General features: G+C 52.3%; 17 protein-coding genes, 1 other RNA gene and 1 pseudogene. 6 read left to right on the forward strand and 13 right to left on the reverse strand.

Translation table 11 applies throughout. The features are described 5' to 3' along the window. Positions 1 to 56: 56 nt before the first annotated feature. The 13 genes and pseudogenes from pflB to HV107_RS06790 form a co-directional block, all read right to left on the reverse strand. The gene (gene pflB, locus HV107_RS06730) at positions 57 to 2,351 is read right to left on the reverse strand and encodes a formate C-acetyltransferase (RefSeq protein WP_182062572.1); all 2,295 of its coding nucleotides are present in this window, start codon (positions 2,349 to 2,351) and stop codon (positions 57 to 59) included. A 15-nt stretch (positions 2,352 to 2,366) separates the two neighbouring features. Continuing rightward, positions 2,367 to 3,575 carry a propionate kinase gene (gene tdcD, locus HV107_RS06735; protein WP_182062573.1) on the reverse strand — a complete coding sequence of 403 codons (1,209 nt, stop codon included), beginning with the start codon at positions 3,573 to 3,575 and terminating at the stop codon, positions 2,367 to 2,369. A gap of 30 nt (positions 3,576 to 3,605) precedes the next feature. Then, on the reverse strand, positions 3,606 to 4,937 hold the full coding sequence (tdcC, locus tag HV107_RS06740; RefSeq protein WP_182062574.1) for a threonine/serine transporter TdcC: 1,332 nt from the start codon (positions 4,935 to 4,937) through the stop codon (positions 3,606 to 3,608). Positions 4,938 to 4,948: 11 nt separating this feature from the next. Continuing rightward, positions 4,949 to 5,938: a bifunctional threonine ammonia-lyase/L-serine ammonia-lyase TdcB gene (gene tdcB, locus HV107_RS06745; RefSeq protein WP_182063474.1), complete on the reverse strand. Its 990-nt coding sequence runs from the start codon at positions 5,936 to 5,938 to the stop codon at positions 4,949 to 4,951. A gap of 122 nt (positions 5,939 to 6,060) precedes the next feature. After that, on the reverse strand, positions 6,061 to 6,981 hold the full coding sequence (gene tdcA, locus HV107_RS06750; RefSeq protein ID WP_182062575.1) for a transcriptional regulator TdcA: 921 nt from the start codon (positions 6,979 to 6,981) through the stop codon (positions 6,061 to 6,063). Positions 6,982 to 7,763: 782 nt separating this feature from the next. Then, complete coding sequence (locus HV107_RS06755) at positions 7,764 to 8,171, reverse strand: hypothetical protein (protein WP_182062577.1); 408 nt, start codon at positions 8,169 to 8,171, stop codon at positions 7,764 to 7,766. Continuing rightward, a complete protein-coding gene (locus HV107_RS06760; RefSeq protein ID WP_182062579.1) occupies positions 8,155 to 9,669 on the reverse strand; it encodes a PAAR domain-containing protein in 1,515 nt (504 codons plus the stop codon). Before HV107_RS06760 ends, HV107_RS06755 begins: the two co-directional genes overlap by 17 nt. A 292-nt stretch (positions 9,670 to 9,961) precedes the next feature. Next, positions 9,962 to 10,341: RNase P RNA component class A (gene rnpB / locus HV107_RS06765), an RNA gene on the reverse strand. 32 nt (positions 10,342 to 10,373) lie between these two features. After that, positions 10,374 to 11,519, reverse strand: coding sequence for a glycerate 2-kinase (gene garK, locus HV107_RS06770; RefSeq protein ID WP_182062581.1), 1,146 nt, complete (start codon positions 11,517 to 11,519; stop codon positions 10,374 to 10,376). A gap of 60 nt (positions 11,520 to 11,579) precedes the next feature. Beyond that, positions 11,580 to 12,470 (reverse strand): 2-hydroxy-3-oxopropionate reductase, encoded by an 891-nt coding sequence (garR, locus tag HV107_RS06775; protein ID WP_014071866.1) that lies wholly within the window; start codon positions 12,468 to 12,470, stop codon positions 11,580 to 11,582. Positions 12,471 to 12,501: 31 nt separating this feature from the next. Then, positions 12,502 to 13,272 carry a 2-dehydro-3-deoxyglucarate aldolase gene (gene garL / locus HV107_RS06780; protein ID WP_182062583.1) on the reverse strand — a complete coding sequence of 257 codons (771 nt, stop codon included), beginning with the start codon at positions 13,270 to 13,272 and terminating at the stop codon, positions 12,502 to 12,504. A gap of 15 nt (positions 13,273 to 13,287) precedes the next feature. Further along, positions 13,288 to 13,467, reverse strand: a complete 180-nt coding sequence (locus HV107_RS06785; protein ID WP_395677014.1) for a hypothetical protein — start codon at positions 13,465 to 13,467, stop codon at positions 13,288 to 13,290. Between the two features lie 5 nt (positions 13,468 to 13,472). Further along, a pseudogene (locus tag HV107_RS06790) lies at positions 13,473 to 13,667 on the reverse strand (MFS transporter); the annotation flags it as partial. Between the two features lie 413 nt (positions 13,668 to 14,080). On the opposite strand from HV107_RS06790, the gene garD reads away from it, so the two are divergent. From garD to HV107_RS06820, 6 genes are all read left to right on the forward strand, one after another. Further along, a complete protein-coding gene (gene garD / locus HV107_RS06795) occupies positions 14,081 to 15,652 on the forward strand; it encodes a galactarate dehydratase (RefSeq protein WP_182062585.1) in 1,572 nt (523 codons plus the stop codon). A gap of 177 nt (positions 15,653 to 15,829) precedes the next feature. After that, on the forward strand, positions 15,830 to 16,717 hold the full coding sequence (locus HV107_RS06800) for a tagatose bisphosphate family class II aldolase (protein ID WP_182062587.1): 888 nt from the start codon (positions 15,830 to 15,832) through the stop codon (positions 16,715 to 16,717). 12 nt (positions 16,718 to 16,729) lie between these two features. Then, the gene (gene gatZ, locus HV107_RS06805) at positions 16,730 to 18,001 is read left to right on the forward strand and encodes a tagatose-bisphosphate aldolase subunit GatZ (protein WP_182062589.1); all 1,272 of its coding nucleotides are present in this window, start codon (positions 16,730 to 16,732) and stop codon (positions 17,999 to 18,001) included. Positions 18,002 to 18,015: 14 nt separating this feature from the next. Further along, a complete protein-coding gene (gene gatA, locus HV107_RS06810; protein WP_182062591.1) occupies positions 18,016 to 18,483 on the forward strand; it encodes a PTS galactitol transporter subunit IIA in 468 nt (155 codons plus the stop codon). 27 nt (positions 18,484 to 18,510) lie between these two features. Then, on the forward strand, positions 18,511 to 18,795 hold the full coding sequence (gene gatB / locus HV107_RS06815) for a PTS galactitol transporter subunit IIB (RefSeq protein WP_182062593.1): 285 nt from the start codon (positions 18,511 to 18,513) through the stop codon (positions 18,793 to 18,795). A gap of 4 nt (positions 18,796 to 18,799) precedes the next feature. Then, on the forward strand, positions 18,800 to 20,173 hold the full coding sequence (locus HV107_RS06820) for a galactitol-specific PTS transporter subunit IIC (RefSeq protein WP_182062595.1): 1,374 nt from the start codon (positions 18,800 to 18,802) through the stop codon (positions 20,171 to 20,173). The last annotated feature ends 18 nt before the right edge of the window (positions 20,174 to 20,191 follow it).

A 20,191-nucleotide genomic window follows, 5' to 3' on the forward strand; every position in this document is an offset into this window, starting at 1 on the left:
AATTACACAAATAAAAAGCCCTCTTTACCAAAAGAGGGCTTGAGCATAATTCGTTATCAGATCGCTTGCGTAAACGTCCTTGAAATCACATCCTGCTGCTGCTCACGCGTCAGCGCATTAAAACGCACCGCATAGCCTGAAACGCGGATCGTCAGGTTCGGATAATTCTCTGGATGTTCGATAGCATCCATCAGCATTTCCCGGTTCATGACGTTGACGTTCAGATGCTGCCCGCCTTCGATGGCCGCTTCGTGATGGAAATACCCGTCCAGTAACCCGGCCAGGTTGGTTTTGCGCACCATCTCATCTTTACCCAGTGCCTGCGGCACAATCGAGAAAGTATAGGAGATGCCATCTTTCGCGTAAGTAAACGGCAGCTTCGCCACAGAGGTCAATGACGCCACAGCCCCTTTCCGGTCGCGCCCGTGCATCGGGTTTGCCCCCGGGGCGAACGGCGTGCCGCCGCGGCGTCCGTCCGGTGTGTTACCGGTCTTCTGGCCGTAAACCACGTTAGAGGTAATGGTCAGAATAGACTGGGTCGGCACCGCGTTGCGGTAGGTTGGCAACGCCTGAATTTTCTTCATAAAACGTTCAACCAGGTCGCAGGCAATGCTGTCCACACGGTCATCATTGTTGCCGTACTGCGGGTAATCGCCTTCTATTACGAAGTCGACCGCCAGGCCGGTATGGTCACGCACCGGTTTCACCGTGGCGTATTTAATGGCCGACAAGGAATCAGCCGCGACCGACAACCCCGCGATCCCACATGCCATCGTGCGATGTACATCCCGGTCATGCAGCGCCATCAGCGAGGCTTCATAGCTGTACTTATCATGCATGTAGTGAATAAGATTCAGTGCGCTGATGTACTGCACCGCCAGCCAGTCCATAAAGTGATCCAGACTCGCCATAACAGTGTCGTATTCCAGCACATCATCCAGCAGTGGTTCGGTTTTCGGTCCGACCTGGATTTTCAGCTTCTCATCCACCCCGCCGTTGATTGCGTACAGCAGCGTTTTAGCAAGGTTGGCGCGCGCGCCAAAGAACTGCATCTGCTTGCCGATCACCATCGGGCTAACGCAGCAGGCAATGGCGTAGTCATCGCTGTTGAAATCGGCACGCATCAGGTCGTCATTCTCATACTGAAGTGATGAGGTAACAATCGACACCTGCGCGGCGTATTTTTTGAAAGCAATCGGAAGTTGTTCCGACCAGAGAATGGTCAGGTTTGGCTCTGGTGCAGGCCCCATGGTGTGCAGCGTGTGCAAATAACGGAAGCTGTTTTTGGTTACCAGCGTGCGGCCATCCAGCCCCATGCCACCGATCACTTCTGTAGCCCAGATAGGATCGCCTGAGAAGAGAGTGTCGAATTCCGGGGTGCGCAGGAAGCGTACCATGCGGATCTTCATGATGAAGTGGTCAATCAACTCCTGCGCCTGTACCTCATTTATCCTTCCGGCGTGCATATCGCGTTCAATATAGATATCAAGGAAGCTGGCCGTACGCCCGAGCGACATCGCCCCGCCGTTCTGTGATTTCACCGCCGCCAGATAGGCAAAATAGACCCACTGCACCGCTTCCTGCGCATTCATCGCCGGACGAGAAATATCAAAGCCATAGTTCGACGCCATCTGCTGAATTTGCAGCAATGCGCGCTTATGCTCAGCCAACTCTTCACGCAGGCGGATCGTGGCTTCCAGATCTTCACCGCGCTCCAGTTTTGACTGAAGATCCGCGAACTGGAGTTCACGCTCACGCACCAGATAGCTAATGCCATACAATGCCACGCGACGATAGTCCCCAATGATGCGCCCACGTCCGTAACCGTCCGGTAGGCCCGTCAGCACCCCCGATTTACGACAGCGCATCATCTCCGGTGAGTAGACATCAAATACGCCCTGATTATGGGTTTTACGCAGGTCGGTAAACAGATATTCAAACTGCGGATCCATCTCGCGCCCGTAGGCTTCAAAAGAGCTGCGGATCATGTTGATCCCGCCATACGGATGCAGCGCGCGCTTGAGCGGTTTATCGGTTTGCAGGCCGACGATCGTCTCCAGATCTTCGTCGATGTAGCCCGGCCCGTGGGCGGTAATGGTGGTAGCGATATTGGTGTCGAAATCCACCGGGGCATGGGTGGTATTCTCCTGGCGAATACCGACCATCACCTTCTGCCACAGCGCCGTCGTTGCAGGCGTCGCCTGCGCGAGGAAAGCTTCATCGCCTTCATAAGGGGTGTAGTTATGCTGAATAAAATCGCGCACGTTAACGGCGTCTTTCCATTCTTCACCGCGAAACCCGGCCCATGCATCACTGTAGGGTGCAACGCTCGTATCGATTGTTACTTTCATGACATTCTCGCTTTATCAGGCGTAAGCCGCAGCCGGGGTCACCTTTCCAAGACGGAGGGCGTCCAGCGCGATCATTTTTTCTTCATTAGTTGGGATCACCGCGCAGGCCACGCGGGATAAATCAGTGGAAATAACGCGCTCACCCGCACTGCCCGGTAGCGCGTTTTTGGCTTCATCCAGGATGATGCCAAAAACCTTCAGGTGCTCTGCCACCAGGGCGCGAATGAGGATTGAGTTCTCGCCAATGCCTCCGGTAAAGACCACGCCATCCAGACGATGCAGTGATGCCGCGTGGCCGGCGATATGCCGCGCAATGCGATGGACAAAGGTGTTTATCGCCAGCTGTGCCCGCTGATGCCCGTTATGCCAGGCCTTTTCCAGGGTGCGCAAATCGGACGACAACCCGGAGATCCCCAGCAGGCCGGATTCCTTATTCACAACGCGCTCCAGATCCTCAAAAGATTGCCCCGTTTGCTGGCCAATCCACGCCATCGCGCCAAAATCGACATCCCCGCAGCGCGTGCCCATCACCAGTCCTTCCAGCGGCGTCATTCCCATGGAGGTATCCACGCTTTCGCCGTTACGCACCGCGCAGATAGAGGCGCCGTTACCGAGATGAGCGATGACCAGACCGCTGTCATCTCCTGATAACGCCAGCAACTGATGCGCCTGCCCAGAAACATAGCGGTGAGAAGTGCCATGGAAACCGTAGCGACGCACGCCCAGCTCTTCAAAATAGTGATAAGGCAGTCCGTACAGATACGCTTGCGGTGGCAGGGTCTGGTGGAAGCTGGTATCAAACACCGCCACCTGCTGCACGCCGGGGAATAACTGCTGTGCGGCTTCCACACCGCTTAAGTTGGCGTAGTTATGCAGGGGCGCTAGCGCGGAAACCTGGCGAATCTGTTCAATAACCTGTTCGGTGATAAGGGTCGACTCGCTGAAGAGTTCACCACCGTGAGCAATGCGGTGGCCAATTAAGGCCACACTGCTCATCAGGTTGCGTTTTTCCAGCTCCAGGGCGATGGCAGCCAGCGCCCCTTCGTAGTCATGGTGAGCCAGTCTGGCTGGCTCACCCCCATTCACGGAAATAAAGGCTTTTTCAGTATTGATACCGTCTGCAATGCCCGTCACCAGGGCATCGCAGCTGCTGGCGTCCAGTACCGAAAACTTAACAGAGGACGATCCGCAGTTAATAACCAGTACTACCGGAAATTCAATCATGGTGTGACTCCGCTCATCCTGAGCTTTGATTTAGAACAGTTTGTATACGATATTCAAAATGGTCAGCAGGCCGACAACGGTGACAAAAATGTTCTCCGTTCTGCCTTTGTATTTCGCCAGCGCTGGGGTCTTGCGGATGGCATACATTGGCAGCAGACACAGCAGAGAGGCGATGATTGGCGCGCCCATAGCTTCGATAAGGTCGAGAATGTTCGGGTTGGCGTAGGCCACAATCCAGGTAGAGCCCATGATGAAGACCATGCTGATGGTGTTCAGTTTGCCCACCGAAACTTTCTTCTTATCGCCCTTGTAACCAAACTTCAGGACAAGGCCGTTCATCCCTTCCAGCGTGCCGAGGTAGTGGCCGAAGAAAGATTTGAAGATAGCGACCAGCGCAATGATCGACGCACCGTATTCCAGAACCGTCGCAAACGTAGATTTAGTTCCTGACATCGACGCAAAGTGGTTCGCCAGGTATGAGAGCACCGGGATGTTCTGCGCTTTGGCTTCCGCCATGTTCTCCGGAGAGAGCGTAAACAGGCAGCTAAAGGCGAAGAACATCACTACGGCGACCATCAACAGGCTGGCGCGACCGATGATTTTGGAACATTTTTGCTCGGTGAACTCTTTGCCGAACTCCGGTTCGTACTCTTCACGTTTCGACACCACGAATGAAGAGACGATAGGTGAGAAGTTAAAGGAGAAGACCATGATGGAAATCCCCAGCCAGACGGTAACCAGAATGCCGTCATGCCCGGTAAAGGCAATGTCACTCAGGTTGACCTGGTCGATAACTGCGGAGTTCCAGTATGGGATCAGCGACAGGGAAATCAGCACCAGGCTTGCGATAAACGGGAACACCAGGAAGCTCATGACCTTCACCATCAGGTCTTTACCAAACCAGATAACAAAGGCCATTAGCAGCAACAGGAACAGTGCCACGAAGCCGCGGTTCAGCGCAGGCAGCTGGAGCTGGTTTTCCCAGAAGGTCATGAATGTGTTGGTAATGGTGACGCCGTAAATCCACAGCAGCGGGCAAATGGCAAAGAAGTAGAGGAAGGTGATCACCACCCCGCCGGTTTTACCAAAATGCTCTTCCACTGTCTCGGTGATGTTGCCGGAAACATTGCTACCGGACAGGCACAAACGCGCCAGCGCGCGGTGGCAATAAAACGCAATCGGGAAGGCGAGTACCAGCATCAGCAGGATGGGAATCAAACCGCCAAAGCCTGCACGAATGGGGAAGAACAGCACGCCTGCGCCAATGGCGGTACCAAACAGGCCGAGCGTCCAGGTGGTATCAGACTTACGCCAGGTGGACGTTTTTGTCTGGCCAACGATAATGCTTTCAGTGTTGCTCATAGGTCATCCTTTTATGCGTCAACAAAGCCGGTAATTTGGGAAACGCGGGACAGGTCGATATTGCCGCCAGAAATAATGCACACAGTTTTACGGCCCTGAATATAATGATCAAGCTTGCCGCTTAATAATGCCGCACACGCCAGTGCGCCAGCACCTTCAGTGACCACTTTATTTCGCTGAATGAGGGCAATCATACTGTTGCGAATATCGTCTTCACTGACCAGTACAATGTCGTCAACTAATTCACGAACAATTTCGAAGGTTAAATTCCCCGGACGAGAAACATCGCAACCATCGGCTAATGTACCGGTGGTACGGTGATTCATTATTTCTCCGGCATAATAGGATGCTGCCATACCGTGAACATTTTCAGACTGTACGCCAATAATATTAATGGTTGGGTTAATGGATTTAATGGCTGTTGCAATCCCGGCAATTAAACCACCGCCACCAATGGGCACAATCACGTTATCGACATCGTATAAATCTTCGAGGATTTCCAGACCAATGGTGCCCTGTCCGGCAATGACTTTAGGGTCGTCATAAGGCGGGATAAAAATACGCCCTTCCATCTCAACAATTTCACTCACTTTGGCAATGGTGTCGTTGAAGTTCTCACCGTGCAGCACCACTTCTGCCGAGTAGTCACGTGTTGCTGCGACTTTGGATTTCGGCGCACCCATCGGCATCACCACTTTGCCGTCGATACCGAGCATCGCGCAGGAAAGAGAGACGCCCTGCGCGTGGTTGCCCGCTGAACATGCCACCACACCTTTACGTTTTTCGGCATCGGTCAACGAACTTAATTTATTAAATGCACCGCGAATTTTAAAGGAACCGGTACGCTGCATATTTTCAAACTTCAGGAATATCTCACCTTTACAACGTTCGCTGAGATAGTTTGAGCGCGGCATTCCGGTTTTATATATTTTTCCTGCCAGTCGTTTTCTGGCGTCCTGAATATCTTCAATTGTCACCGGGAGATCGTAGGTAATGTGCATAATATCCTCGTTATAATAATTCATTTTCTTCAGGCAAGATCAGGGTGTCAGAGTTTTAACAAGTTAAACTCTGGGTGTTTTTAAAAAGGGTTAAACGTATTTTTGTTAACGTTAGTAATGAATCATCGTCGTCGTTCACTGTTCAGTGAAGAATATTGTTTTGCCAGTTCGACTAATACTGACGCCGATTTTTTAATACTGTAATTTTTAGACCACACAGCGGCATAACGCGCTACGGGTAATTCATCTTCAACCGGCAGTATAATAAACTGGTCTGAGCCAAAAGGCGCAATCATGTCGCGCGGGATCACCGTCAGGTAATCGGCATTCAGTACCAGGTTGTAGATGGTGACGACGGAATCGGTCTGGACGATGTTTTCAATGCTGATGTGGTTGTCTTGCAGGGTGGTCAGGAGTTCTTTGTAGTAGCCCATATCGGTTTGCGGCATCACCCACTGTTCATCCGTGAGCGATGCCAGTGTAGTCGATCCGGTGCATGTTCGGGATTTGCTGGCCACCAGCACAAATTCGGATTCAAACAACGGCTCAACATGCAGATCCTGAAGCAACATTTCGTCGCTCAGGGTGCCAATCGCAAAGTCGAGTCGCCCGTCGCGAATGGCTGGCAGGAAAGAGGAGAGCTGCGCTTCATACATAGAGACTCGCGCTTTTGGGAACACTTCCTTGAATTTTTTGATCATTTCCGACAGGAAGGTGAAACCAATCAGCGACGGATAGCCAAAGGAAACATCCATAACGGTGCTGAAACTGAGGCTGTTAATTTCACTCACCATGTTTTTCATTTCGCGGGTGATCGACTCAGAGTAGGACAGCAGCACCTGGCCTGCGGCAGTCAGTTTTACGCCGGTGTTTTTGCGAACCATCACTTCAACACCGAAGTAGGACTCGATATCGTTGATAATTTTGCTGACAGCGGGTTGCGTCAGGCCCAGTTGTCTTGCAGCAGAACCTATGGAGCCACTTTTAATGACTTCCTGAAATACCACGAGGTGCTGTGTTTTCGGTAGAATAATAGTGTTCATAATATTCTGCGCTTATTTCCCTATGACGGGGAAGGATTCTACTCAATATCGTTGAGAGGGGTATGTGCTGTTACTCACAATTTGCCTTTCCACACCATTACCGCAGGCTGTAAAAACTCATCAAAACCATTGCATATCAATGAGATAAGAAATATAAAACATACCATTCCGCTGATATTGATCAACAAAAAAGGCAGTAATAACTTTATTTTATGCCGATAACCGAGGTGGCTTTTGTCTATTTTTAAATATCAATAAAGACTATATTTCAGGCAATTAAAGGCGAATAAATAACCATTATTCATTTAAAACATTTTTGTGGCTTATCAAATATATCAATAATTATTTCTCCGACCTGCCGGAAAGAGTGGAACGCATCACACATTCACAGGATAAATGTATTTAGATTCAATATATGCATATCAAATAAGAAATGAATTGGCACCATCAAGACAACAACTATAACAATTAATCAACACTGGAAAATAACCATTTTCCAGTGTGAAATTTTGCTATCGACGTCATCTACGGATGAGGAATGTAAGCATTGATCAGATAAACAGTGAAATGTGCTTAGCGTCGCAAATTTGAGAATTGATGTCGTTTGAGGGCATTGCCGGATAGCGCTGCGCTTACCCGTCTAAAACCAACCAAAAGCAAAAACCCCGCCGAAGCGGGTTCGTTCAACCATACGTCAGGCATCTGCGGCGCTGGTTTTGTCTTGTGTCACGGATTGAATCTCTGTTTTTGTTGCCGAGTAAAGCCACCGAGTGAGGCACCTTTCACACCCAGCCATGCTTAATAGCCAGCATTAACAATCCGCCAATGATAAAGAAGATAAGGCTCACGACGGCCAGATATATCTCGACGTAGAAAGGACCAATCAGCCGTCGGGGAAGTCCTCGGATGAAGTCCTTATCATCATTTTTGGTCATGTTGGAACTTTTATTCCAGAGTAGAGGCTTAAAAATAAATTGCATTTTTACGCTGTAAGCGAAGTCAACATAAAGCGTGTTAACATCATCAAAAATCTGAACCATTGGAGGTAAATCACCAAATTTCTCTTTGTAGAGTTTGCAGATCTCTTTGTATCTTTTTTTGTTGAGGGCACCAGTAATTAGGCTCGCAGCAGCGAAGACAAAACCTAAACTGCCGACAATGAGAAATATTGCATTAATAGTGTGAATCATCGCTGGTCGCCTCATATAATTTTACCCCCAGGAAACTACCCAAAGAACTTAGCGCGCTATCACTGCCATACGAAATACCACCCGCGACACCAATAGTGCAGAGCAAAGCGCCTGCGCCACCCGCTTCAAAAGTAGCAGCCCCCAGAACAACGGCGCATACGGTATCTACAGTACTGCCAGCCAATAATTTTGTAGCCAATTTCCCGCCGACGAGACTCCCGGAAAACTCCCCAATGGAAGTAAACGACGTTTTTGCACAATCCCTGCCCACGGTGCAGGCTTCGGTGATTTTTGCTGCAGCATCAAAGGCAGACAGACCAATGCCAATCTTCCCGGCGGTTTCCATCCACTTGACGTACTTCGCCAGCTTCTCAATATGGGTGGCGTAACCCTCTATATCGCTTACGCCTGTTTCGTTCCAGCGTTGAGTGATTGAACGGCTGGAGAGGCCAAGGGCACTTTTCAGATCGGCGTACTCGTTGAACATGAATCGATGCTTCATAAACATCTTCAGAACGCTATCAAGCTGACCAAACAGCCGACGTCGTTCAACGAAAAATTGTTCACCGATCAGTGCTCCGCTTGTTATATATTGATTTTTATAGGTTTTATCAATCTCGGTAAGTATCCTCTCTACCTCCTCAAAATAGCCTCTTGCGGCTTCAGTGGCTTGTCCTGAATATCCGGCAGCATCACTGACTTTGCTGGCGGCAGCTGCAAAGAGTTCAATTGTGTCTTTATGTCTGAATAAGAAGTCCGCTTGCTGCTCCGAGAGAGGTGCCAGTGCTTCATCAATGCGTGATTTTGCTGCATGCATGTGAGAAATCTGTTCGCTGTCCTGTTTATCAGGATCAACTACCAGCAGAATTGAACCCGCTTTGTGCTCTTTTCCGGCACCATTCAGGGAACGATACAATTCGCGCGTACCCTCAGGCTGATGACCTGAGAAAAGCAGGCTTTCGAAAGAGCTTGTTGTTGAATACCGGGGAATGATGCAAAAACCCGCGTCTACACCAGCGCGGGGGGCTGTAGGGTAATTAGCGCGTGGATCGGGCGTTGGATGAATATCTTTATCACCCTCTGGAAACGGATGCCCCCTTTTAGCAGCCTGCGCATATTGCTCGGGCTGCTCAGCAGATGTCTCAGAATTCAGCGACGTTGCCTGATTGCCAGAATCATGAGGTGAAGGCTGAAAAGGCGTGTTCCCGATAATGACATCTCCGCTACCGGATATAATGACTCCACCACAGTTAATACCATGAGAAACTGTGGCGGCGGGTCTGCCGTTAATAAAAACAGTGGCCGATCCTTCAGAGACAATTCGGGAATGCGTTCCGCAATCCTTCCCGCAGGTACAGCCATGCGCTTCTACCGCATCTCCCAGCCGTGCTGCGGCTAAACCATTGATGAAAACATCAGGGCTACCTTCGATAACAGGGCTGTCGGGAAAACAGCCGTGACCTTTAGCCAGATCTCCCTTCCTTGCGCCTCCTGGCATGAAACCTCCTGCGATGATGTCTGTTTTATCAGCCGGCTCTCTTTATCCTTCATACGAGCGACGGCGCTGCGTCAATGCCTAATCACACATAAAACACATGGTTAAGAACGTGGTAACATGCTATATGCAATAATCACCAGCGCAACTAATTTGTTATTTAAGTGATACTGTTTTCTAAGCGAAATGAGAAGGGAAGTGTTGCGGGGACAGTTTGCCAGGTACTCAATCAGAACTGAATCTTGAGGCGTCTCAACCAAAAGCAAAAACCCCGCCGAAGCGGGGTTTTTTAAGAAGGTGAAGCTGACCGATAAGCCGGGTTCTGTCGTTGGACAGTCATTCATCTAGGCCAGCAATCGCTCACTGGCTCAAGCAGCCTACCCGGGTTCAGTACGGGCCGTACCTTGTGAACCCCTATTTGGCCTTGCTCCGGGTGGAGTTTACCGTGCCACGGACTGTTACCAGCCGCGCGGTGCGCTCTTACCGCACCCTTTCACCCTTACCTGATCCCACTTGCGTGGGCCATCGGCGGTTTGCTCTCTGTTGCACTGGTCGTGGGTTTCCCCCCCAGGCGTTACCTGGCACCCTGCCCTATGGAGCCCGGACTTTCCTCCCCTCCGCCCGTCTCCCCCCGAAGGAGGACGACGACGAAGCGGCGACTGTCTGGTCAGCTTCGGCGCGCAGTATAGAGGGTTTGCGCGCCGCTGTCACCCTTGCGTGCGCATCCCCATCTGCAAAGTCGCCGCGATATTGCGTGAGGCGCGGTAAATGTTGTCGAATGCTCCCCGGAAAGCCTCTTCCAGCGAACCAATGCTGGTCAGTACACTGAACACCGCATCGATACCATACAGGTGTACGACGCCCACGTCTTTGGTCAGGCTACCGGCGATACCAATCACCGGCTTGTGGTATTTTTTGGCGACATTCGCCACGCCGACGGGCACTTTGCCATGAATACTCTGGCTGTCGAGCCGCCCCTCTCCCGTCACAACCCAGGTGCAGTCGTGAATATGTTCTTCCAGGTTAAGCGCCTGAGTGACTATCTCAATACCGCTGCGCAGCTCTGCGCCAAGGAATGCCATCAGCGCCGCCCCCATCCCACCAGCAGCACCCGCGCCCGGAACATGCTTCACGTCGATTCGCAGGGACGTTCTAATCACGTCCGCATAGTGGCTAAGATTGGCATCCAGCTCCAGGATCATCCCCTCATCCGCCCCTTTCTGCGGGCCAAAGATACGGGATGCCCCTTTTTCCCCCACCAGCGGGTTCGTCACATCACACGCCACGCGAAGGGTGCAGCTCTTCAGACGCGGATCAAGGCCTGACAAATCAATACTGTTGAGCGCCATCAGGCTACCGCCACCGTAACCAATCTCTTTGCCGTTGGCATCGCAGAGTTTTGCGCCCAGCGCCTGCACCATGCCAGCCCCACCGTCGTTCGTTGAGCTACCGCCAATACCGATAATGATATTGCGTGCGCCTTTATCCAGCGCACTGAGGATAAGCTCTCCGGTACCGCGTGAGGTGGTGACAAGTGGGTTACGCAGCGCAGGAGGCACAAGTGCCAGGCCGCTTGCCGCCGCCATCTCGATAAATGCAGTCTTACCATCGCCGGACATGCCCCAGCAGGCATTCACCTTTTCGCCCAGGGGCCCGGTCACAACGGCATGATGCTCCGCGCCCTGGGTTGCGGCAATCATCGCTTCGACCGTGCCTTCCCCACCATCGGCAACAGGAACAGAAACATAAAGTGCATCGGGGAAGATCTCCCGAAATCCTTTTTCTATCGCCTGAGCTACCTCGGTGGCAGAAAGGCTTTCTTTATAAGAGTCTGGAGCGATTACGATTTTCATAGTTGTAGCCTGTTACTGCACTCGGCAAAAATATCGGGCGCGTTCCCGCGCCCGTTTTTATTAGCGAGAAACTTCTACCTTCGCCAGTTTTTCGTAGTAACACGCAATCGCACTGTGATCTGCAGTGCCCAGACCATCGGCACGCAGCGCCTGCATCATCTCCATTACCGCCGCGGTCAGTGGCAACTGTGCGCCCACGCCGTGAGAGGTATCCAGCGCATTCGCCAGGTCTTTAATGTGCAGGTCGATACGGAAGCCTGGCTTGAAGTTACGATCCATCACCATTGGCGCTTTCGCATCCAGAACGGTGCTGCCTGCCAGACCGCCACGGATAGCCTGATACACCAGATCCGGGTTCACGCCCGCTTTGGTCGCCAGTGTCAGCGCTTCGGACATGGCGGCAATGTTCAGCGCCACAATCACCTGGTTTGCCAGCTTGGTTACGTTACCTGCGCCGATTTCACCGGTGTGTACAACAGATCCCGCCATCGCTTTCAGCAGGTCGTAGTATTTGTCGAAAATCGCTTTATCACCGCCCACCATCACCGACAGCGTGCCGTCGATCGCTTTGGGTTCACCACCGCTTACCGGGGCATCCAGCATATCCACGCCTTTCACTTTCAGCGCTTCACTGATTTCACGGCTCGCCAGCGGGGCGATAGAACTCATATCAATCACTACCAGGCCCGGTTTGGCGCCTTCGATAATGCCGTTCTCACCCAGAGCAACCTCTTTCACATGCGGTGAGTTTGGCAGCATGGTGATGATCACATCGCACTGCTCGGCAATGGCTTTGGCGGTAGTTGCTGTTTCTGCCCCTGCGGCAATCACTTCAGCAACCGCTTCTGGATTACGGTCAGAAACCACCAGTGAGTAACCTGCTTTAATGAGGTTTTTACTCATTGGTTTACCCATGATACCCAGGCCAATAAAACCAACTTTCAGTGTCATAATTGCGTCTCTCTCTTTCTCTCAGGGGTGGTTATTTCTTAAAGGAATCAGCCAGTTTTTGCGTGGCAGAGCGGAATACGCCCAGATCACTGCCGACGGCAACAAACGTCGCACCCCATTCCAGGTAACGACGGGCATCGGCTTCAACCGGGGCCAGAATGCCGCACGGTTTGCCGTGCGCTTTGGCACGGGCAAAAATATGCTGGATGGCGCGTTGTACTTCCGGGTGAGACGCATTACCAAGGTGTCCAAAGGCGGCAGCCAGATCGCTTGGGCCAACGAAAATACCGTCAACGCCCTCGGTCGCCGCGATGGCATCGACGTTATCGACACCCTGCTGGCTCTCAATCTGCACCAGGATAGTGATGTTCTTGTTGGACTGCGCAAAGTAGTCCGGCACGGTGCCAAACATGTTGGCGCGGTGAGAAACAGACACGCCGCGAATGCCTTCTGGCGGGTAGCGTGTTGATGCCACGGCCTGCACCGCTTCCTCGACATTTTCCACAAACGGGATCAGGAAGTTGTAGAAACCGATATCCAGCAGGCGCTTGATGATCACCGGTTCGTTAGTCGGGACGCGAACGACTGGCGCGCTGTTGCTGCCTTTCAGCGCCATCAGCTGTGGGATAAAGGTGCTGATATCGTTCGGCGCATGTTCGCCGTCCAGTACCAGCCAGTCGAATCCCGCCAGGCCGAGCACTTCTGTGCTGATTGGGCTTGCCAGAGCTGACCAGCAGCCAATCTGGATCTGGTGTGCCGCGAGGGCCGCTTTAAACTTATTCGGGAAGATTTCGTTACTCATCGCTTATACCTTTGCTTATTTCTGCAATTCCATACGTTTGATGTCGCCGACTACGAACAGGTAGCAGACCATCGCCATCAACGCTGAACAGCCAACGAATACCAGTGGAGTCACAATGGACGCCACGTTACCAAAGACGTTAAACACACCACCGCACAGGCCCACTATCTCTTTTGGTGCCGTGTCGGAAATCACCGGCCAGCCCAGCCAAACGCGGAGAAGATATAGCCCATCGATACGGCACTCAGTTGCAGCTCCTTCGCCACTTCAGTACCAGCAATTGACAGCGTCGCACGGTCAGCGTAGTTAATCGCCGTAACGATAAATATAATCAGTAGAATTAAATATCGGGTAGGCACACCCTTTTTAGCTTCTACAGCAGTATCCAGTATCATGTTTATTTCCTCTGGCACATCGATAAATTTATATTTATAATTTTCAGAAATAATATTTCCTGATTATTTATCGATAGCAGGCAATATCAGGTAATTAACCAGATGCAATGGAATCGTGATTAAGTATAATCATCACCCGGCTGCCGCACATTGTTTTAATGCTCAATTATTACTCCAAATCTCAATATTATATTGAGCATATGCACAAAGCACTGGGCGCTGATGCACAGAATCACGTATTACTGACCAGGACGCGCGATCTCTGGCTTTGTTGAGTGACCTGGATCACATTCCTATCCTTTAAGTCCTGACATTCTTTATTTAAGAAAGCAGCGTCTTTATTTGCTAATAAGAAAATAAACACCCAATCAGCTGCATTTATTATCAGACACTTTGCTGGAGAATACTGAACAATGGCCGACATTGAAATCCGACAAGCGTCGCCGACGGCGTTCTATATAAAAGTACACGACACAGATAATGTGGCGATTATTGTCAACGACAATGGTTTAAAAGCCGGAACCCGATTCCCGGACGGGCTGGAACTGATTGAGCATATTCCACAAGGACATAAAGTTGCCCTGGTGGATATCCCTGCTCATGGCGAAATCGTTCGTTATGGCGAGGTCATCGGCTACGCGGTTCGTGCCATCCCGCAAGGAAGCTGGATTGAAGAGTCCCTGGTTGAGCTGCCAAAAGCACCGCCGCTGAATACGCTTCCACTGGCGACCCGCGTTCCTGAACCGTTGCCGCCGCTGAAAGGCTATACCTTCGAAGGTTATCGCAATGCAGACGGCAGCGTGGGTACCAAAAACCTGCTCGGCATTACCACCAGCGTACACTGCGTGGCGGGCGTGGTGGACTACGTGGTAAAAATCATCGAACGCGACCTGCTGCCGAAATACCCGAACGTAGACGGCGTGGTAGGCCTGAACCACCTTTACGGCTGCGGTGTGGCCATCAACGCGCCGGCGGCCGTTGTGCCTATTCGTACTATTCACAACATCGCCCTGAACCCGAACTTTGGCGGCGAAGTGATGGTGATTGGTCTGGGCTGTGAGAAGCTGCAACCAGAGCGCCTGCTGCAAGGCACCGAAGATGTAAAAGCCATTCCGGTGGACGATGCCAGTATTGTCCGTTTGCAGGATGAGCACCATGTCGGTTTTAAATCGATGGTCGACGATATTCTTCAGGTTGCAGAACGCCATCTGGATAAACTGAACAAGCGCCAGCGTGAAACCTGCCCGGCCTCTGAGCTGGTGGTCGGCACACAGTGCGGCGGCAGCGATGCGTTTTCCGGCGTAACGGCGAACCCGGCAGTCGGCTATGCCTCTGACCTGTTTGTACGCTGCGGCGCAACGGTGATGTTCTCTGAAGTCACCGAAGTGCGTGACGCCATCCACCTGTTGACGCCACGCGCCATCAATGAAGAGGTGGGTAAACGCCTGCTGGAAGAGATGGCCTGGTACGATAATTATCTCGATATAGGCCAAACCGACCGCAGCGCCAACCCGTCTCCGGGTAACAAAAAAGGCGGCCTGGCGAACGTGGTGGAAAAAGCCCTGGGGTCGATTGCCAAATCCGGCCAGAGCGCCATTGTGGAAGTGCTCTCTCCCGGCCAGCGCCCAACCAAACGCGGCCTGATCTACGCCGCAACGCCAGCCAGTGATTTTGTCTGCGGCACGCAACAGGTGGCGTCCGGCATTACAGTACAGGTCTTTACCACCGGGCGCGGCACGCCGTACGGCCTGATGGCGGTGCCTGTCATTAAAATGGCAACTCGTACCGAGCTTGCCAACCGCTGGTATGACTTAATGGACATTAACGCCGGGACCATTGCCACCGGGGAAGAGAGCATTGAAGAGGTGGGCTGGAAACTGTTCCACTTTATTCTGGATGTGGCAAGCGGTCGCAAGAAAACCTTCTCTGATCAATGGGGATTACATAACCAGCTGGCGGTGTTTAACCCGGCTCCTGTGACCTGATTTTGCAGTAAACCTCGATTAGCATGGCTCCGGCCATGCTTTTTTTTTGCTTTCGTTTCTTTCGCATACTTACTTTCACTTTCGCTTCCTTCATTTTTAAGATGTGAATCACAAAAAAACATTCCGAAACCCTATATCTTCTTTCGTATAAACAAAACGAAAGGTTTCGGAGGAAAGATGTACGTTATCTCAACGAAAGCGATGCTGCAAAAGGCACAGCGAGAAGGTTACGCCGTTCCGGCATTCAACATTCACAATCTCGAAACGTTGCAAGTGGTGGTCGAAACCTCCTCTGAAATGCGCTCCCCTCTGATCGTTGCGGGAACGCCCGGCACGTTCAGCTACGCCGGAATCGGCAATGTGGTGGCGATCGCAAGCGATCTGGCCAAAACCTACAACCAGCCGCTGGCCATTCACCTGGATCACCACGAAGTCTTCGACGACATAGCACAGAAAGTCCAGGCCGGGGTTCGCTCAGCTATGATCGATGGCTCCCACCTTCCGTTTGCCGACAACATCGCGCTGGTCAAAAAAGTGACTGACTACTGCCATCGTTACGACGTGAGTGTAGAAGCGGAACTCGGACGATTAGGCGGCCAGGAAGATGACCTGGTTGTCGACAGTAAAGATGCGCTCTACACCCATCCACAACAGGCACACGAATTTGTGGCGCTGACGGGCATTGATTCTCTGGCGGTCGCGATAGGCACCGCACACGGCCTGTATACCGCCACGCCGAAACTCGACTTCGAACGACTGGCCGAAATCCGCAGCAATGTGGATATCCCCCTGGTATTACACGGCGCATCCGGGCTTTCGACCGCGGATATCCGCCACGCCATTGCGCTGGGGATTTGCAAGGTTAACGTTGCCACCGAACTCAAAATCGCCTTCTCAGACGCCCTGAAGGACTACTTCTCTGCCCACCCGGATGCCAGTGACCCACGTCATTACATGGTGCCGGCGAAAGCCGCGATGAAAGAGGTGGTTCGTAAAGTCATTACCGATTGCGGTTGTGAAGGGAAGCTCAGATCCCTGCGCAACACCAAAGCATTCAGCCATTAACCGGAGGAAAACGTGAAAGATATTATTGCCCGCCATAAGGCGGGAGAGCAGCTCGGGATTTGTTCAGTCTGTTCAGCGCACCCGTTGGTCATCGAAGCCGCCCTGCGTTTTGACCTGAACACCACCAACAAAGTGTTGATTGAGGCGACCTCAAACCAGGTCAACCAGTTTGGCGGCTACACCGGGATGCAGCCAGCCGATTTTCGCGATTTCGTCCTGAATATCGCTAAAGAAGTAGGGTTCCCGCAGGAGCGCCTGATCCTCGGCGGCGATCATCTGGGGCCAAACTGCTGGCAGAACGAACCGGCCGATGCTGCCATGGAAAAATCCATCGAGCTTATCAAGGCTTACGTGCGTGCGGGCTTTAGCAAGATCCACCTTGACGCTTCGATGTCCTGCGCGGACGATCCGGTCCCGCTCGCACCTAAAGTCGTGGCGCAACGTGCCGCACGCCTTTGCCAGGCGGCAGAAGAGGTGGCCAGCGATGAACAAAAAGCCGCACTGACCTACGTCATTGGTACTGAGGTGCCGGTGCCAGGTGGCGAAGCCAGCAGCATTGATAGCGTGCATGTCACTCGCGTTGAAGATGCCGCACAAACGCTGGAAACGCACCGTGTGGCATTTGGTGCTCTGGGGCTGGACGAGGCCATGAAGCGCGTTATCGCTATCGTCGTCCAGCCGGGCGTGGAGTTCGATCACACCCAAATTATTCACTATCAACCGCAGGCCGCAAAGGCGCTGTCCGGTTGGATCTGCCAGACACCAATGGTCTACGAAGCACACTCCACCGATTACCAGACCCGCCAGGCCTATCGCGCGCTGGTGAACGATCACTTTGCCATTCTGAAAGTGGGCCCGGCGCTGACCTTTGCGCTGCGTGAAGCCATCTTTGCCCTTGCGCAGATGGAAAATGAGCTGGTCGCGCCGGAACAACGTAGCCACGTGCTCGACGTTATCGACGAAGTGATGCTGAACGAACCGGACTACTGGAAAAAGTACTATCGCCCTACCTGGAGTCAGGCCATGGTCGATATTCATTTCAGCTTATCTGACCGTATTCGTTATTACTGGCCGCATCCGCGAATTTGCCAGAGCGTCGAAAAACTGCTCGCCAATCTGGACGCGATTTCACTGCCGCTGGGTCTTATTAGCCAGTTTATGCCGGTTCAGTTCGAACGTTTATCCATGAATGAGATCGCTGCAACACCGCAAAATCTCATCATCGACAAAATACAAGATGTATTACGCGCCTACCGTTTTGGCTGCACCCCTGAAAAAGCCTGATGCCCGGAGTTTGTATGAGTCACGTTTTTGTCCGTACCGGAATTGAGTTCGAAACCTGCCAGCAGGCGCTGGCACACATTGGCGAAGAGATGCTGGCGAAAGGTGTCGTACATGCCTCTTATCCCGCAGCACTCCTGGAAAGAGAGCTGAATTATCCCACTGGCATTGCTCTTGAGCGCCATGCGGTCGCGATTCCGCACTGCGAAGCAGTACATGCCAAAAGCCCTGCTATATACCTGATTCGCCCGGACAAACCGGTGAATTTTCAACAGGCTGATGATGATGGAGAGGTCGCGGTTTCGCTCATTATCGCGTTGATTGTTGAAAACCCGTCGGCGCAAATGAAGTTGCTGCGCCGTCTTTTTAGTGAGCTGCAAAACCCGCAAACGCTGGACATGCTGCTGGCCACGCCAGCAGAACAACTGGCCGCCTGTTTCCGGGAAACGATCCTTGAGCCTTCCTCCTGTGCTCAGGCTTCATAACATACTGATAATAAAAAGGAGTACCCTATGAAACGCAAAATTATCGTTGCCTGTGGCGGTGCAGTCGCCACCTCAACCATGGCAGCAGAAGAGATCAAAGAGCTGTGTGAAGCCCACCACATTGAGCTGGATCTGGTGCAGTGCCGCGTAACCGAAATTGAAACCTATATGGACGGCGCAGACCTGATTTGTACCACGGCTAAAGTCGACAGATCCTTTGGCAACATCCCGGTAGTACACGGGATGCCGTTTGTTTCAGGTGTCGGCATCGAAGCGTTGCAGCAAAAAATCCTGACCATCCTCGAGGGGTAAAACCATGTTTACCGAAATCATGCGGTACATCCTCGATCTGGGGCCGACCGTAATGTTGCCAATCGTCATTATCATCTTCTCGAAATTACTGGGGATGAAACTGGGCGATTGCTTCAAATCAGGCTTGCATATCGGTATTGGCTTCGTGGGGATTGGGCTGGTTATCGGCCTGATGCTGGACTCCATCGGCCCAGCAGCGAAGGCAATGGCGGAGCATTTCCAGATTAATCTTCATGTTGTGGACGTGGGCTGGCCAGGCTCCTCCCCAATGACCTGGGCATCGCAAATTGCACTGGTTGCTATTCCTGTGGCGATTGGTGTGAACGTGGTCATGCTTGTTACACGAATGACGCGCGTGGTGAACGTGGATATCTGGAACATCTGGCATATGACCTTCACCGGCGCAATGCTTCATCTGGCTACCGGTTCGTACTGGCTGGGTATTCTGGGTGTAGTGGCGCACGCAGCGTTTGTTTACAAATTGGGTGACTGGTTTGCCAAAGATACGCGGGACTTCTTCGGGCTTGAGGGGATTGCCATTCCCCACGGTTCATCGGCCTACCTTGGCCCTATCGCCGTGCTTGTGGATACGCTTATTGAGAAGATCCCGGGGCTTAATCGCATTCATTTCAGCGCTGATGATGTTCAAAAACGCTTCGGCCCGTTTGGAGAGCCGGTCACCGTCGGCTTCGTCATGGGGCTGGTTATCGGGATGCTGGCAGGGTACGACGCCAAAAACATCTTACAGCTTGCGGTTAAAACCGCAGCCGTCATGCTGCTGATGCCGCGCGTTATCAAACCTATCATGGACGGCCTGACGCCGATTGCAAAACATGCCCGCAAGCGCTTGCAGGCTAAGTTTGGCGGCCAGGAGTTCTTAATCGGCCTTGATCCTGCGCTGTTGTTGGGCCATACGTCAGTGGTGTCTGCGAGCCTGATTTTTATCCCGCTCACCATTCTGATTGCAGTGCTTGTTCCGGGTAACCAGGTTCTGCCGTTTGGCGATCTTGCCACCATTGGTTTCTTCGTGGCGATGGCCGTGGCCGTGCATCAGGGCAACCTGTTCCGCACGCTTATCTCCGGCGTGATTATCATGGGTATTACGCTGTGGATCGCCACACAAACTATCGGCCTGCATACGCAGCTTGCCCAGAACGCCGGGGCACTGAAAGCCGGTGGGCTGGTGGCCTCGATGGACCAGGGCGGTTCCCCGATTACCTGGCTGTTGATTCAGCTCTTTACCTGGCAAAACGTGGTGGGCTTTATCGTGATTGGCGCGATTTACTTCACCGGCGTTCTGCTCACCTGGCGTCGTGCCCGCGCGTTTATGGCTGTGGAAAAGAAGGCCAGTAACCCGCAAAACCAGACGGCATCTTGATATCCGGGGAGCGATGCT

This window comes from Enterobacter sp. RHBSTW-00175 (assembly GCF_013927005.1).
In the GTDB taxonomy this organism is placed as follows: domain Bacteria; phylum Pseudomonadota; class Gammaproteobacteria; order Enterobacterales; family Enterobacteriaceae; genus Enterobacter.

Bases quoted from the DNA above. Each gene is read 5' to 3' on its own strand.
- gatB (WP_182062593.1), top strand. From the start codon at position 18,511: ATGAAACGCAAAATTATCGTTGCCTGTGGCGGTGCAGTCGCCACCTCA.
- HV107_RS06820 (WP_182062595.1), top strand. From the start codon at position 18,800: ATGTTTACCGAAATCATGCGGTACATCCTCGATCTGGGGCCGACCGTA.
- tdcB (WP_182063474.1), bottom strand. From the start codon at position 5,938: ATGCACATTACCTACGATCTCCCGGTGACAATTGAAGATATTCAGGAC.
- tdcC (WP_182062574.1), bottom strand. From the start codon at position 4,937: ATGAGCAACACTGAAAGCATTATCGTTGGCCAGACAAAAACGTCCACC.
- garR (WP_014071866.1), bottom strand. From the start codon at position 12,470: ATGACACTGAAAGTTGGTTTTATTGGCCTGGGTATCATGGGTAAACCA.
- tdcA (WP_182062575.1), bottom strand. From the start codon at position 6,981: ATGAACACTATTATTCTACCGAAAACACAGCACCTCGTGGTATTTCAG.
- gatA (WP_182062591.1), top strand. From the start codon at position 18,016: ATGAGTCACGTTTTTGTCCGTACCGGAATTGAGTTCGAAACCTGCCAG.
- HV107_RS06800 (WP_182062587.1), top strand. From the start codon at position 15,830: ATGTACGTTATCTCAACGAAAGCGATGCTGCAAAAGGCACAGCGAGAA.
- garD (WP_182062585.1), top strand. From the start codon at position 14,081: ATGGCCGACATTGAAATCCGACAAGCGTCGCCGACGGCGTTCTATATA.
- HV107_RS06755 (WP_182062577.1), bottom strand. From the start codon at position 8,171: ATGATTCACACTATTAATGCAATATTTCTCATTGTCGGCAGTTTAGGT.
- garL (WP_182062583.1), bottom strand. From the start codon at position 13,272: ATGAGTAACGAAATCTTCCCGAATAAGTTTAAAGCGGCCCTCGCGGCA.
- tdcD (WP_182062573.1), bottom strand. From the start codon at position 3,575: ATGATTGAATTTCCGGTAGTACTGGTTATTAACTGCGGATCGTCCTCT.
- HV107_RS06760 (WP_182062579.1), bottom strand. From the start codon at position 9,669: ATGCCAGGAGGCGCAAGGAAGGGAGATCTGGCTAAAGGTCACGGCTGT.
- pflB (WP_182062572.1), bottom strand. From the start codon at position 2,351: ATGAAAGTAACAATCGATACGAGCGTTGCACCCTACAGTGATGCATGG.
- garK (WP_182062581.1), bottom strand. From the start codon at position 11,519: ATGAAAATCGTAATCGCTCCAGACTCTTATAAAGAAAGCCTTTCTGCC.